The organism is Priestia sp. USM5, from assembly GCF_058323215.1.
In genome coordinates this window covers 4,045,001-4,060,204 of record NZ_JBSGKN010000001.1, presented here as the reverse complement: position 1 = coordinate 4,060,204, position 15,204 = coordinate 4,045,001, and the positions used below count along the sequence as shown (strand labels likewise).

Sequence of the window (15,204 nt, the reverse complement as noted above, 5' to 3'; positions counted from 1 at the left end):
AGAAGCGAGCTATGGGTTTCCATAATCGCTTCTCTTTATATTGAATTTTACAGAAAAGGCGATGATAACATGACGGATAGACGAAAAAAGGTTGTCATCATCGGTGGAGGAATAACAGGTCTTTCAGCTGCCTATTATTTGCAAAAAAAAATAAAGGATCATCAGCTGCCTATTGATCTTCAACTAATAGAAGCGACGCATCGGCTTGGCGGGAAAATTCAAACGGTCAAACGAGACGGTTATTTATTTGAAAAAGGTCCTGATTCATTTTTAGCGCGTAAGCTAGCTGCTACAAAACTGGCAAAAGAAGTGGGGCTAGGTCGGGAGCTAGTCGGAAATGAAAAGGGAAAATCCTATATTCTGGTAAAAGATACACCGCATGCGCTGCCTGATGGTGCTGTAATGGGGATACCAACCAAGTTATCTCCTTTTATCACAACAGGGCTATTTTCGCCTGTTGGCAAGCTGCGCGCAGCAGCTGATTTTTTTATACCGAAGACAAAAAATCAGGATGACCGTTCGCTAGGCGTATTTTTTAGAAGACGGTTTGGTGATGAAGTTGTTGAAAATTTAATTGAGCCTCTATTATCAGGAATTTACGCAGGAGACGTTGATCGTTTGAGTTTAAGATCAACATTTCCACAGTTTTTGCATGCTGAACATAAGTACAGAAGCTTAATTGTTGGAATGAAAAAGCTAAAAGAAATTCACCCACAGCACGGTGATGATTCGGAGTTTAAAAAAAATAGCGTCTTTTTAACATTAAAAGAAGGTCTTCAATCGCTAGTAGATGGGGTAGAAAAAGCAATAGATCCTGATATTATTACAAAAGGAATAAAGGTAGAGAAAATTTATAAAGAAGATACCACATATGAATTATCCTTAAATAGCGGGAAAGTAATAAAAGCAGACAGCGTTATTGTAACTTCTCCTCATGCAGCTGCTCAGTCTATGCTCTCGGAATATAAAATATTCGAACCGTTAAAGCATATGCCTTCCACTTCAGTAGCTACTGTTGTGATAGCCTTTGCACAAGAAGCGCTGCAAGACAATCTAGATGCAATGAACATCGCCGTTTCCAGAAATAGCGATTACACGATTACGGCATGCACGTGGCTAAATAAAAAGTGGCCGCATGCGGTTCCGGAAGGAAAAGTGCTGCTAAGATGTTTAGTTGGACGAACCGGGGATGAAGCTGTGGTGGATCAGCCTGACGATGAAATTTTTAAAATTGTCCTGGAGGATTTGAAGAAGCTCATTACCATTTCTGCTGAGCCTGAATTTTACGCGGTAACGAGATGGAAGCAGTCAATGCCTCAGTATACGGTCGGACATCACGATATGCTAGATACGATGAACGAACAGCTTGAAAAAGAGCTTGCCGGTCTTTATGTAGCGGGAAGTTCATACGAAGGTCTGGGTATACCAGAATGTGTAGAGCAAGGAGAAGATGTGGCTAAAAAAGCGGTTAAATATGTGCAGCAACTGTAGAAGTGGAGCGGTGAATCAATGCTCCGCTTTTTTGTCTACTACCCGTAGAGAAAGGTTATACTAAGAGAAGAGATTGTGGTTGAAAAGCAAAAGAAACTTATGCTATAGTAAAACCGTACTTGTTGACTGAAATATTCATTTGGTCAGAAAGAAGGGGATAACGTGGCGATAGACCGAAAGCAATCAGTTGTTGATGCAGCGTCAAAATCATTTGCGCTGTTTGGATATAAAGCAACGACTATGGAGCAAGTGGCGAAGCTTGCAAATGTCGGAAAAGGAACGATTTATACTTTTTTTAAAAACAAAGAAGAGTTATTCGATGAAATTGTGACACGAATGATTCGAGAAATGACAGATGCAGCTGAAACTGTCATTGACAGCAGCCGTCCTTTTTTTGAAAATGCCCAAGCAGCCATTTTTCGAATCTTAGAATTCCGCACTGAGCATCAGCTCATGCTGAAGCTGGTACAGGAACAGCAGTTAGGCACTACAGCAGTGCAAGAAGTGCTTGTGCGAGTAGAAGAAGAGATTTTGACTTATATAAAAAACAAAATCGAAATTGCGATTTCTAAAAAAGAAATCAAACCGTGCAACCCGGAGCTCACAGCTTTTTTACTATTTAAAATGTACATTGCACTCGTCTATGATTGGGAAAAACGGCATGAGCCGCTTTCAGAAGAAAAAATTGCTGAATTAATTGAACTATACTTTTTACGCGGTCTGTCTCAGTGAGATAGGCTTTTTTCATAGAAAAAACAAAAAAGGTCTCATGACGAGACCTTTTTTATTGTTCATTATCATCTTTTTTTACGCCGTTTAATTCTGTATTTCCTGTTTTTGCATCTTCTTCTTTTTGTTCTACTTCTGTATTTCCTTGCTTTTTAAGTTTGAAGTAGGCATCAATAACATCACCTGTAATAGTTTTACTTTGTCCGCCAGAATTCGCTCCAGCAACATACGCAGAAGGAATAACAACTGCTACAGCTACTTCAGGATTGTCATAAGGTGCATAAGAGACAAAAGTGGAGTTACGTACGCTTACGCCTTGATTATAGGTTTCAGCTGTTCCTGACTTGCCTGCTATATTATATTTTCTGTATTTTGGATTTGTATACAAGGCGTGTCCAGTACCACCTTGAGCAGTAACAACACGACGAAAACCACGTTTTACAATGTCAATTTGCGACTGATTCATTGTAATACGGTTTAATACTTGTGGTTCCACGGAACTTTGTATACTTCCTTTTAGCTCACTGTCAAGTTCAGGCTCACGAATTTCTTTCACAAGGTGAGGTTTCATTCTGTATCCACCATTGGCAATTGTTGAAATGTATTGAACAAGCTGAAGCGGTGTATACGTATCGTATTGACCAATTGCAAAGTCGAGAGCTTTACCAGGTTCGTTTGTCACGGTGTTACGAATACCGGTTGATTCGTTTTCTAAATCAATTCCCGTTGGAATTCCAAGGCCAAACTGACTGTAGTATGAACGCATTTTATTAAAAATAGAAGGCGAGATATGCAATGATCCGCCAGGTCGATAAGTTTCACCAGCCATGTTTAGAATTGTTCTATACATAAAAACGTTAGAAGATTGCTCGAGAGCTTTTTCGATACCTGTAGCTCCCATATTGTGAGAAGATTTCTTCGGTTTAGTACCAGCAAACTTCATTGGTGCGTCATAAAAAACAGTACCAGGCTGAATTGCACCTGAGTCAAGTCCGGCTAGAACGGTCGCTCCTTTAACCGCGGAACCTACTTCATAAGAAGTTGTAAGATTTCCAAGCGCGAAGTCTTGAACTTTGCGTGCTCCTGTTTGTTTGTCAGTAACAAGCTGTTTTCCTCCCATTGCTAAAATGTCTCCCGTATGTGGGTCCATCATAATAGCAAACGCTCGGTCCATTAAGCGGTTCCTCGCAGAGCCTTCAAGTACAGCTTTCGTTAAAACATCTTCGACTTGTTTTTGCAGTTCCATATCAATCGTTAAAATTAAGTCACTGCCGCGCTGACCTTCAGTAACGGTCTCTTGACTCACTAAGTTGCCGGAGCGATCGGTTACGTTTTGTATGCGCGCTTTTTGACCACGAAGAACGTCTTCGTACTGCTTTTCTAAATAACTTTTTCCTACTCGGTCATTTCGGCTGTAGCCGTGGGACAAGTAGTACTGTAAGTTTTCGCTTGGTAACCCTTCGTCTGCCGATGTGATTTTACCAAGCAGCGTGCTAAGTAAGTCATCGTATGTATACATACGGTCCCAGTAAGTTGTCGTATCGACGCCAGGCAAGTCACTCAGCTGCTCACTAATAACGGCAAGCTCTTTATCAGTTAAGCCGCTTTTAATAATTTGAGCAGTTAACGCATACCCGCCTTCCATCTTGCTTTTAATGGCAATCACTTCAAGGTCGTCTTTCACCGATAAAAGTTCATTTTTAGTGATGCGCTTCAGCTGAAGAGGATACAAATCATCTTCAGAAATTTTTTCTTCTTTTACTTTTTGCTTATCTGCTGCGGTAATTTTTTTCGCTGCTGCTTTTGGATGAGTTGCAATCCAATAATCTTTTAAGTCGCGTTCTGTTAGCTTAATCGTATTTTTATCTTTCTTTTTATCCGATTTGCCAAACACGTCTGTTGTAACAGGAACATCAATAAGAGTGGCAAGCTTTTTAGCTACTTTTAGCTTGTCTTCTTGAGTGACGCCCTTCAAACGCGTGTACGTGACAGCGTTCAACGGTTTATTATCCACGATAACGCGGTCATAGCGGTCTAGCATCTTTCCGCGAGGAACCGGTGAATCTACCGTTTCATCTTCTGTTTTTTCAACTTCTCGTTTATAGTTCTCTCCGTACACAATCTGTACGAAGCCTAATCGTAAAATGAGTGCAGAAAAAAGCAGGAAAACCACAATAAACAGCCAGTTAATTCGAAATGAGACATGTGTTTTTTTGCGCTTTTTAGTTTTCATGTAAACCCCTTCACTTTGTTTATACAAGTTAAAAAAATTCATAAATTTTCTTATGAATCTATCACTCTACATATTAACATAATTTTGTCTATAAATGTTATTAGGTGGAATAAAACAGATAAAAATTTTATAGAAATTTTTGCGAAAGAAGAGAGACCTGTCGAAGGGTGCTGAAGGGGGGTGTTCAATATTTTCCACTCGGTTGTTCAATATTGTTACCTGTTCAAATGTCCTAGAATCGGTAAAATAAAGAGAGATAGATATCAAGGGGGGCAAAACGAATGAAAATGAAAAGGCTTTCAATAATGTCTGGCGTGTTAGCAACATCACTTTTATTTGCGACAGCATGTTCAAACTCAGGTACGGATTCAAAAGCAAGTAAATCAACAGGCTCAGGTGATCAAGTTGTTATTGATATGTTCCAGTTCAAAGTGGAAATTGCAGATCAGCTGAAAGAATTAACGGATGAATATACAAAAGAACATCCAAACGTAAAGTTTAACATCCAAACAGTCGGCGGAGGAGCGGACTATGGTGCAGCATTAAAAGCACAGTTTGCCTCTGGAAATGAACCTGATATCTTTAATAATGGAGGGTTCCAAGAAGCGCAAACGTGGAAGGATAAATTAGAAGATTTGTCTGATCAGCCGTGGGTAGATAATCTGTATGATATCGCTAAAGAACCGATGACAATGGACGGGAAAATCTATGGTCAGCCGCTAAACTTAGAAGGTTATGGTTTTATTTATAATAAAGATTTATTTGAAAAAGCAGGCATTAAAGAATTGCCTAAGACGCTGTCGGAATTAGAAGCAGCTTCTAAAAAGCTTAAAGCAAAAGGCATTACGCCATTTTCTAACGGATACGGCGAGTGGTGGGTGCTAGGTAACCACTTATTTAATATTCCAATGGCGCAGCAAGATGATCCAGATGCGTTTATTAAAGGTCTAAACGAAGGAAAAGCAAAATTTGAAGGCAATGAAACGTTTAAGCAATTTATGAATCTGTTCGATTTAACGTTAAAGTATGGAAATAAAAATCCATTAACGACAGATTACAATACACAAGTTACTCAATTTGCTTCTGGTGAAACAGCGATGATGCAACAAGGTAACTGGACGGTAAATATGATCACGAAAATCAATCCGGACATGAAAATGGGCTTTATACCAATGCCGATCAGCAACGATGCGAAGAAAAATGATAAATTAGCAATCGGAGTTCCAAATAACTGGGTAGTGAACAAAAATGCACCAGATGCAGATAAAAAAGCAGCGAAGGAATTCTTAAATTGGATGGTTTCTTCTAAAGAAGGTCAAAAATTCTTAGTTGAAAAGTTCAAGTTCATTCCAGCGTTCAAAAACATCGATGGAAAAGGAATCGATTCTTTATCTGATGATATCTTAAAATACTCTGAAGAAGGCAAAACATTATCTTGGAACTGGTTTAAGTATCCAGAAGGAACGGTTCAAGAAGTAGGCGCAGCAATGCAGTCTTACGCAGGCAAACAAATGACGGAAGAAGAGTTTATGAAGAAATTAGATACAATTTGGGCAAAAATGAAAAAATAACCAAAAAGTCCGCGTGGAAAACGCGGACTTTTTGGTGTGAAAAAATAGCTGGTTAGATTCATAGTTATGAAAAAATAATAGTTAATTGAAAGCGCTTTTAATGTATAATAATAGTCATAATGTATGACATTAGTCAAAGGAGGTTAGTTGTGAAAGGCTGGAGCATACGCAAGAAATTAATTTTGTTTTTCTTATTCGCAACCGTTATTCCCTTTTTAATTTCAACGATTTTTACGTATCAATACACAAAAGAAACGGTTAAGAATCGATTTATTTCTACCAACTATCAAGTTATTAAAAATGGAAGCAATGATTTGAGTGATTACTTAAATGAAATTGCTAATATTACAAAAAGGCTGTACGGCTACCACCCATTTATTAAAGTGTTAGATGAAGGCGTATCAAGTGACTTAGGAGCCAATCAACTAGAAATATCACGCACTCTTCTTTATTTATATAATACTCGTCCAGAGATTGAACAGCTCCATCTTTATATTGAGAACGGGCATGACTCGTATACAGCTTATAATTCGAAAGTGAGCAGCAGAGGGAAGTACGATGATATTTACACCCAGCCTTACTATTCTTATTTAAATAAACATCATAAATTTCTTGCCATTGAGCCTACCCATGAAATTTATAGCTACAATAATTTATCAACATTAATTGACTCACTGCCGAATCAAGTTATTAGCTTTCATCAGCGGATTGATGAAATTCCATCAGACAAGTTGTTAGCTTATCTATCTTTAGACATTAACATGACACAAATTCAATCTATATCGCAGCGCTTATATAATGAAGAGTCAGAAGATTTTTATTTAATGAACAATAAAGGGAAGGTTTTGTATTCTTCGGATTCAAAGGTTATTGGAAAAAACGAAAACTACCCGTGGCTAAAGGCGCTTACGTCTCAAGAGGATCACAGCATGGAATGGGAAGATAAAAGCTTCTCAGGCGTATTAATGTATGAAAAGCTTAAACAGCCTTTTGAGGACTTATACATTGTGAAGCGAATTCCTTACAGTGTTTTATATGAAGATGCGAGAAAGACAGCACTTATGAATGTATTAATTGGCCTGCCATTTTTGTGTATGCTCGTTATCGCGACGCTTTTTATATCGGTCCGTTTTACACAGCCGATTAACGTATTAATTCGCAATATGAAAGAAGTGGAAAAAGGATCATTTGAAGTCCGGTTTAAATCGCTTGGAAACGATGAATTTGGTGTTTTAGGAAGGCACTTTACCTCTATGGTGGAAACAATTAATGACTTAATTGAACGTAAATTCCGATTGGAGTTAGAAAATAAATCAACGCAGCTAAAAGTGCTGCAGTCACAAATTAATCCGCATTTTTTATACAACGCATTTCAATCGATTGGAACTCTTGCCCTTAAGCATAAAGCAGTTGAAGTATATTCTTTATTAACCTCACTTTCTCACATTATGCGTTACAGCATGAATATGAAAGAGGATATCGTTAGCTTAAAGCAAGAAGTCGATCACGTAAAAGCTTTCTTGAGTCTGCAGAAGCAGCGGTTTGGTTCAAAGTTTGAGTATGAGTTAAATATCGAAAAAGAGGCAGAGCTTATGCGAATACCGAAAATGATCTTGCAGCCTCTTGTTGAGAATTCTTTTAAGCATGGATTCGAAACCCGCACAGGAAGCGGAAAGCTGTTGATTTCAGCGAAGTTAAACGGAGAAGAACTGATTCTAACTGTTTCTGATAACGGAAAAGGGATAGGAGAGAAAGAGTTGAATCAATTAAAAGCGAGACTTCAGCAATCGTATAATCAAACAGATGAGCATATTGGGTTGCAAAATATTTATGAACGACTTCGCATCTACTATGGAGATCATGCTTCAATGCAAATTAGCAGTCAAGAAAATCACGATTTTACCGTTGTCATAAAGCTAACAACAATTGAAGAAAAGAGGGATAGTGATGAAAGTATTAATCGTGGATGATGAAGAGCATGTAAGAGAAGGAATAAAGCTGCTTGGACAGTGGGAAGAGCATGAAATTACAGATGTGATAGAAGCTGATAGCGGTGAGCAAGCGATTGCGCTTATTGAGGATCACGGACCTGAAATCATTTTTACTGATATGAAGATGCCTAATATCGATGGAATTGCTTTGTTGGAGTGGATTAAAGAGAATTCACCTTCTAGCAAAACGATTGTGGTAACAGGGTATGATGACTACCACTATATGCGTAAAGCTATTCATTTTGGAAGTACGGATTATATTCTAAAGCCAGTGGATCCTTCGATTTTAAACGATACGCTTGTACGAGCTGTAACTCAATGGAAGAAAGAAGAAGAGTCCAGAAAAGTCCATAATAGCAGCTATCGTTTAATCAATGAAATGAAGCCGATTTATCGAGATCGAAAACTGACGCAGTTAATGAACAATTATTTGCTAAATCAATCAATCTATGAAGAGTTTGGTTTCCATCTGACTAGAGAATATGAAGTGGGGATTGTACGTGTAGATGAATCCATTATTCGTTCTTTTGGAGGTGATCGGGATTTAGCCTATTTTTCAATTTTAAATGTAATCAATGAAATGCTGATGGCAGGAGAAAATGGGGTAGCCTTCCGTTACTTATCAAATAAGTGGGAAATTATCATTATATTTTGGAATGATTTTGAACGCATCACCTCTTTGCTGACGACTTTACATACAGCAATTCGCCGTACGTTAGAGGTGAGCTGTCGGATTGCAAGAGGATGCAAAGTCTCTTCTATTGATCAGCTAATGAAATCCTATGAACATGCGAAAAATTCGCTTTTATTAAGCAATGTTCTTGATCAAAATAAAGTGAAGGTCTACGGCGAGCAAGACGTTTTAGCAAGTGCTTTATTAATAAATATGATGGATTATAACAGTAAAATTGAAGAAGCGCTGCAAGTAGGGAGGTTTGAAGCCTTTTTGCCGGTATTCAACGAAATTATCACAGCTTTTGAAGCACAAAATTATCTATCATTAAAGCAAATTCTGCATTTTGAGCAGGAATATCAGCTGTTAAGCCAGCATTGGTTAAAAAGATATCACATTCCTTATACGATAAATAACGGTCCTGAATATGTTCTTTCTTTTTTCTATAACCAAGATGGGCAGTTTCAGCTAGCAAAGTATGTAGAGAGAAAGAAGCGTGAAGTAAAGCGCTTTTTAAAAGTAGTAAAAAGGTATAGCAAGCAAAACAATCGCGACGTTATTTATGAGATCGAACAATATTTGCAGCAAAATTTTCATCGAGATGTGAAGCTTCAAGAAATATCGGAACGTTTCTATTTAAGCCGTGAATACATTTCGAGAAAGTTTAAGCAAGAATTTCAAGAAAATATTTCAGATTATATGGTGAAAGTCAGAATGAATAAAGCCAAATCACTTTTACTAAATGAAGAACTAAAAATCTATGAAATTGCGAATATGATAGGATATCATGATGATAAATACTTTCGAAAAGTGTTTAAAAAAGTAGAAGGCATTACGCCAAACGAGTATCGCAGTTTGACCGTATAAAAAAAAGTTGAAACTGTTATAAAACAGTTTCAACTTTTTTTATTTCATGATATCTAGGCAGTGATCGCATTTGTTTCCGTAGCACTCATGCTGTTCCTCGATGTCGTTTCCGCATTCTACGCACTTTTTATTGGGTAATCTTTTGAAAAATTCAGTCATTTTTTCTAACATTTAAATCCCCTCCGTTGTTTTTGTTACTAACATTGTATTATAACAGATGGTGAAATGTCAATTATGTTTTATAACAATCTAGCCTATTTTGCTATTCTAAGTGGTTATTTGTTATATAACAATGAGTTATTTCGATAAAATAGGCAAAACGAGTATCTTTCAGTTAGTTTTCAAAAAAAAGTAGGGTATACTGAACGTAATAAAAATAGTACGAAAGGGTGATTGAAATGAAAGTAACTGTTATTGGTTTTTGGGGAGGATATCCTGCTGTTTCAGAAGCTACTTCTAGCTATTTAGTTGAGCACGATGGATTTCAGCTGCTTGTTGATTGTGGAAGCGGTGCATTGGCTCAGCTGCAAAAATATGCAAAACCAGAAGAAATAGATGCGATGATTTTATCTCATTATCATCATGACCACGTGGCTGATGTCGGAGTATTTCAATATGCTCGCCTCATTCAGACTCATCTAGGGAACGCTGTTAAGGAACTTTCTATTTACGGACATACATATGATCAGGAAAGCTTCAACAAACTTACTCATAAAGGAATTACCAAAGGAGTAGAGTACGATCCGAGTCAAAAACTTGACGTTGGGCCTTTTACAATCGAATTTATGAAAACGAAACATCCAGTCGTTTGTTATGCCATGAGAATAAGTGCTGGCAATCAAACCGTCGTGTACACAGCGGACTCGAGCTATTTAGAAGAATTTGTTTCTTTCTCCGAAAATGCAGATCTTCTTATTTGTGAATGTAATTTTTATGCTAGCCAAGATGGAAGCGGTGCTGGACACATGACGAGTACAGAAGCCGGTACACTTGCTTCTAAAGCAAGTGTCAAACAACTCATGCTTACTCACCTTCCACACTACGGAGAACACCAACAGCTAGTAGAGGAAGCTGCTGCTCGTTATGGAGGTACGCTTACGTTAGCTGAATCAGGATACGTATGGGAATAACAAGGAGGAAAATGAATGTTATTTATTGATAATCAAAAAAATTATGATCCCCGAATTAACTTAGCAATTGAAGAATATGCGCTCAAGCATCTAGATATTAATGAGACATATCTGCTGTTTTATATTAATGAACCTTCTATTATTATTGGAAAAAACCAGAACACCATTGAGGAGATTAATACAAAATATGTTGAAGATCAGCATATTCATGTAGTGAGACGTCTATCTGGAGGCGGTGCCGTTTATCATGATAAAGGAAATTTAAACTTCAGCTTTATTACGAAAGACGATGGAAATAGCTTTCATAATTTTAAAAAGTTTACCGAGCCAGTCGTGGAAGCGTTAAAGAAATTAGGAGTCAATGCTGAGTTAAGCGGACGAAATGATTTAATGGCGGAAGGACGTAAAATTTCTGGAAATGCTCAGTTTTCGACGAAAGGAAGGATGTTCAGCCATGGAACTCTTCTTTTTGATTCAGAGATTGAAAACGTGGTATCAGCGTTAAAAGTAAAAAAAGATAAAATTGAATCCAAAGGCATTAAGTCTATTCGAAATAGAGTAGCGAATATCAGTGAATTTTTAGAACAGAAAGTAACGGTGGAAGAATTTAGAGAAATGCTGCTTCGGTATATCTTTGAGGGAGAAGAAAATATAACAGAATATAAACTAACGGAAAAAGATTGGGAAACGATTCATCAAATTTCTAAAGAGCGCTATCAGTCATGGGATTGGAACTATGGAAAATCACCTAAATTTAACTTACAGCACTCTCACCGCTTTCCTGTGGGACAAATTGACGTTCGTTTGGAAGTGAATAAAGGGAAAATCGATGCTTGCACCATCTATGGAGATTTCTTTGGAGTGGGAGATGTCCAGGAAGTACAGGAAAAATTAACAGGTGTTCGTTATGAAAAAGCTTCTATTGAACAAGCCTTGGAGGACATCAATATTCCACATTATTTTGGTAATATTACAAAAGAAGAGTTTGTTGAATTAATCTATTAAGAAAAAAGTCTGCCACATCAGGCTTTTTTTCTTTTTAAACAGATGAGTCTTGTCAATAGAACAGCAGTAACATTATAATAGAATAGAAGAAGTAAGAATTTTTCCATTATTATGACTTAATAATGAATGGTTGTTCATTCATTCGTTATTAAAAGGAGGAAGTTATGAGATGAATTTGTCAGCACAGCTTCATAAAACAGCTGAGCAATTTCCGCAAAAATCGGCATATGTTTTTATGGATCAGGAAACATCTTATGCAGATCTTGATGCATCGGTATCTAAGTTTGCTAATGGTCTGAAGCAATTAGGTGTAAAAAAAGGAGATCATATCGCTTTAATTGTCGGCAACTCGCCTCATTTTGTTATTGGATTGTACGGTGCTCTTCGAGTAGGAGCTACTGTTATACCCATTAATCCTATTTACACAGCGGATGAAATTAGCTACATGCTTCAGGATGGAGATGTAAAAGCAGTTATTGCGGTTGATTTACTTCTCCCTGTTTTAAAAAAAATCATTGGACACACTCCATTTTTGGAACACGTTATCTTATGTGAAACGACAGATACAGTGGAAAGTATACCTTCTTATTTTCACACGTTTTCGCAAGTTGTAAACAGAGGGGAAGCTACATATGATTTTCTCGAGTTAAAAGAAGAAGATGTGGCCATCATTCTGTATACGTCAGGAACGACTGGAAAACCAAAAGGAGCTATGCTTACGCATAAGAATATTTATTCAAACGCTCAAGACGTAGCAGATTATTTAAGTATAAATGGGAATGACCGAGTCGTAGCTGCTTTGCCGATGTTTCACGTATTTTGTTTAACTGTTTCATTGAATGCGCCTTTAATGAATGGAGGAACGATATTAATTGAACCAAAATTCAGTCCATCTTCTATATTTGAATTAATTCAAAATCGACAAGCGACTATTTTTGCTGGCGTTCCGACAATGTATAATTTTTTACTTCAGCATGACAAAGGGAAAAAAGAGCACTTTCACACGGTAAGGCTTTGTATATCAGGCGGGGCATCAATGCCGGTGGCACTTCTAACCCATTTTGAACGTAAGTTTGGGGTCATGGTAGCAGAAGGCTATGGATTATCTGAGGCTTCTCCTGTGACGTGTTTCAATCCGATTGATCGAGAGAGAAAAGCAGGTTCTATAGGCACATCTATTATGAATGTTGAAAATAAAGTGGTAAACGAACTAGGAAAAGAAGTAGAAGTAGGACAAGTTGGCGAACTTATCGTCAAAGGCCCTAATGTGATGAAAGGGTATTATAAGCTTCCTGAAGATACGGAATATGCTCTCCGAGATGGTTGGCTGTATACAGGTGACTTAGCAAGAATGGATAAGGAAGGTTATTTTTATATCGTTGACCGTAAAAAAGATTTAATTATTGTAGGAGGATATAATGTTTATCCTCGCGAAGTAGAAGAAGTGCTATATGCGCATCGGGATATTGTAGAAGTGGCTGTTATCGGAGTTCCTGATCCTTCTTTAGGTGAATGTGTGAAGTGTTACGTGGTTTGCAATAATCAAGAGATAACGGAAGAGAAGCTTATTGCCTACTGCAAAGAGCACCTTGCTAAATATAAAGTGCCAAGTGAAATTGAATTTTTAAAAGAACTTCCTAAAAATACAACGGGAAAAATTTTAAGGCGTGCACTGAAGCAGCAGGTATCTCAGGAGCGATAAAATGAAAGCGATTCCAATTTGGAGGTGGTAAAAAATGTCATCTATTTCTTATGAAATAAAGGGACACGTCGCCCATGTGATACTGAACCGTCCGGAAGCGATGAATGCTTTTAATTACGATATGCTTAAAGAATTGGAAGAAGCAATTGAAGGAATTCGTATTCAAAAAGATATTCGAGTTGTGACGTTTAAAGGGGCAGGTGAAAAATCTTTTAGTGTAGGTGCGGATTTAAAAGAACGTAAAACCCTCTCTGATCAAGAGGTAAAGCGCAATATTTACAAAATAGGAGAAGTGTTTTCTAAGATAGAGCAGCTTCCTCAGCCAACGATAGCAATCATCAACGGATATGCATTTGGAGGAGGAATGGAGCTGGCTTTAGCATGTGATTTCCGGATTGCTTCAACAGAAGCGCTTATGGGTTTAACGGAAACAAGCTTAGCGATTATACCAGGCGCAGGAGGAACACAGCGTCTCCCTCGCCTAGTTGGTGAAGCAAAAGCAATGGAACTAATTTTAACAGCTCAGCGCCTCACGGCATCAGAAGCAAAAGAATGTGGTCTAGTAACGAAGGTAGCTCCTGGATATCAAATAGAAGAAACAATAGATATTTTTATCTCGCTTTTATTAAAAAATGGGCCAATTGCACTTCAGCAAGCAAAATTTGCTATCAAAGAAGGAATGAAGGCCGATTTGCAGACTGGCTTGCAAATTGAACGAAAAGCATATGAGTTAACGATTCCGACAGAAGATCGTCTAGAGGCGCTTCAAGCATTTGCTGAGAAGAGAAGACCTAGTTTTAAAGGGAAATAAGAAGGGGCTGTCTAATGGACAGCTCTTTTTTAATTTCTTCGTATAATGAAGAAATTAAAAAAAGTAAAGGGTTCAAGAATAGAGAAGGAAAAGTTTAAACCTAGCTTTTGCCTATAATATGATGATATGATCTAGATAAAACAGCTATCTGAATCAAAAAGTAATGATTTCGAATTTTTTTGTTAAAAACTGTTGACTTTAATAAAGATATATTTTATTATTATAAAGCGTCGTTGAGACATAACAGTAACAACGAAGCTGAAAAAAGAATTTCAAAAAGTTGTTGACATTACGTCGGTAACTTGATAAGATAATAAAGTCGCTTAAGAGCGGCGGTTGAACTTTGAAAACTGAACAAAGCGACAAACGTCAACGTTAATTTTTATTTTTTAAATGAGCAAGTCAAACATTTCTTCGGAGAGTTTGATCCTGGCTCAGGATGAACGCTGGCGGCGTGCCTAATACATGCAAGTCGAGCGAACTGATTAGAAGCTTGCTTCTATGACGTTAGCGGCGGACGGGTGAGTAACACGTGGGCAACCTGCCTGTAAGACTGGGATAACTTCGGGAAACCGAAGCTAATACCGGATAGGATCTTCTCCTTCATGGGAGATGATTGAAAGATGGTTTCGGCTATCACTTACAGATGGGCCCGCGGTGCATTAGCTAGTTGGTGAGGTAACGGCTCACCAAGGCAACGATGCATAGCCGACCTGAGAGGGTGATCGGCCACACTGGGACTGAGACACGGCCCAGACTCCTACGGGAGGCAGCAGTAGGGAATCTTCCGCAATGGACGAAAGTCTGACGGAGCAACGCCGCGTGAGTGATGAAGGCTTTCGGGTCGTAAAACTCTGTTGTTAGGGAAGAACAAGTACGAGAGTAACTGCTCGTACCTTGACGGTACCTAACCAGAAAGCCACGGCTAACTACGTGCCAGCAGCCGCGGTAATACGTAGGTGGCAAGCGTTATCCGGAATTATTGGGCGTAAAGCGCGCGC

At 38.1% G+C, this 15,204-nt stretch carries 11 protein-coding genes and 1 rRNA gene (1 of these 12 running past the window's edge); 10 read left to right on the top strand and 2 right to left on the bottom strand.

Annotated features, from left to right (window positions below; genetic code table 11):
• Positions 1-69 precede the first annotated feature (69 nt).
• Both hemY and ACWATA_RS21345 read left to right on the top strand, forming a co-directional pair.
• Positions 70-1,491 (top strand): protoporphyrinogen oxidase, encoded by a 1,422-nt coding sequence (hemY, locus tag ACWATA_RS21350; protein ID WP_013055331.1) that lies wholly within the window; start codon positions 70-72, stop codon positions 1,489-1,491.
• Positions 1,492-1,653: 162 nt separating this feature from the next.
• A complete protein-coding gene (locus ACWATA_RS21345) occupies positions 1,654-2,223 on the top strand; it encodes a TetR/AcrR family transcriptional regulator (protein WP_028412542.1) in 570 nt (189 codons plus the stop codon).
• Positions 2,224-2,275: 52 nt separating this feature from the next.
• On the opposite strand, the gene ACWATA_RS21340 is transcribed toward ACWATA_RS21345, so the two are convergent.
• A complete protein-coding gene (locus tag ACWATA_RS21340) occupies positions 2,276-4,453 on the bottom strand; it encodes a peptidoglycan D,D-transpeptidase FtsI family protein (protein WP_033580639.1) in 2,178 nt (725 codons plus the stop codon).
• A gap of 281 nt (positions 4,454-4,734) precedes the next feature.
• Here ACWATA_RS21340 and ACWATA_RS21335 point away from each other — a divergent pair, with 281 nt between their 5' ends.
• The 3 genes from ACWATA_RS21335 to ACWATA_RS21325 all read left to right on the top strand — a co-directional run bounded on the left by ACWATA_RS21335 (position 4,735) and on the right by ACWATA_RS21325 (position 9,555).
• A complete protein-coding gene (locus ACWATA_RS21335; protein ID WP_013081692.1) occupies positions 4,735-6,024 on the top strand; it encodes an ABC transporter substrate-binding protein in 1,290 nt (429 codons plus the stop codon).
• 149 nt (positions 6,025-6,173) lie between these two features.
• Positions 6,174-7,994 carry a cache domain-containing sensor histidine kinase gene (locus ACWATA_RS21330; RefSeq protein ID WP_098112857.1) on the top strand — a complete coding sequence of 607 codons (1,821 nt, stop codon included), beginning with the start codon at positions 6,174-6,176 and terminating at the stop codon, positions 7,992-7,994.
• Complete coding sequence (locus ACWATA_RS21325; protein ID WP_098112858.1) at positions 7,972-9,555, top strand: response regulator; 1,584 nt, start codon at positions 7,972-7,974, stop codon at positions 9,553-9,555. The genes ACWATA_RS21330 and ACWATA_RS21325 overlap by 23 nt, the downstream gene beginning before the upstream one ends.
• A 39-nt stretch (positions 9,556-9,594) precedes the next feature.
• Here the strand turns inward: ACWATA_RS21325 and yhfH are convergent, their stop codons facing one another.
• Positions 9,595-9,726: a protein YhfH gene (gene yhfH, locus ACWATA_RS21320; RefSeq protein WP_013055337.1), complete on the bottom strand. Its 132-nt coding sequence runs from the start codon at positions 9,724-9,726 to the stop codon at positions 9,595-9,597.
• A gap of 227 nt (positions 9,727-9,953) precedes the next feature.
• Here yhfH and ACWATA_RS21315 point away from each other — a divergent pair, with 227 nt between their 5' ends.
• The 5 genes from ACWATA_RS21315 to ACWATA_RS21295 form a co-directional block, all read left to right on the top strand.
• Complete coding sequence (locus ACWATA_RS21315; protein WP_028412538.1) at positions 9,954-10,685, top strand: MBL fold metallo-hydrolase; 732 nt, start codon at positions 9,954-9,956, stop codon at positions 10,683-10,685.
• Between the two features lie 15 nt (positions 10,686-10,700).
• On the top strand, positions 10,701-11,690 hold the full coding sequence (gene lplA / locus ACWATA_RS21310; RefSeq protein WP_098112859.1) for a lipoate--protein ligase: 990 nt from the start codon (positions 10,701-10,703) through the stop codon (positions 11,688-11,690).
• A 169-nt stretch (positions 11,691-11,859) separates the two neighbouring features.
• Positions 11,860-13,392 (top strand): fatty acid--CoA ligase family protein, encoded by a 1,533-nt coding sequence (locus tag ACWATA_RS21305; RefSeq protein WP_028412536.1) that lies wholly within the window; start codon positions 11,860-11,862, stop codon positions 13,390-13,392.
• A 34-nt stretch (positions 13,393-13,426) separates the two neighbouring features.
• Positions 13,427-14,203 carry an enoyl-CoA hydratase-related protein gene (locus tag ACWATA_RS21300; protein ID WP_028412535.1) on the top strand — a complete coding sequence of 259 codons (777 nt, stop codon included), beginning with the start codon at positions 13,427-13,429 and terminating at the stop codon, positions 14,201-14,203.
• Positions 14,204-14,614: 411 nt separating this feature from the next.
• Positions 14,615-15,204, top strand: a 16S ribosomal RNA gene (locus ACWATA_RS21295) (it continues 962 nt past the right edge of the window).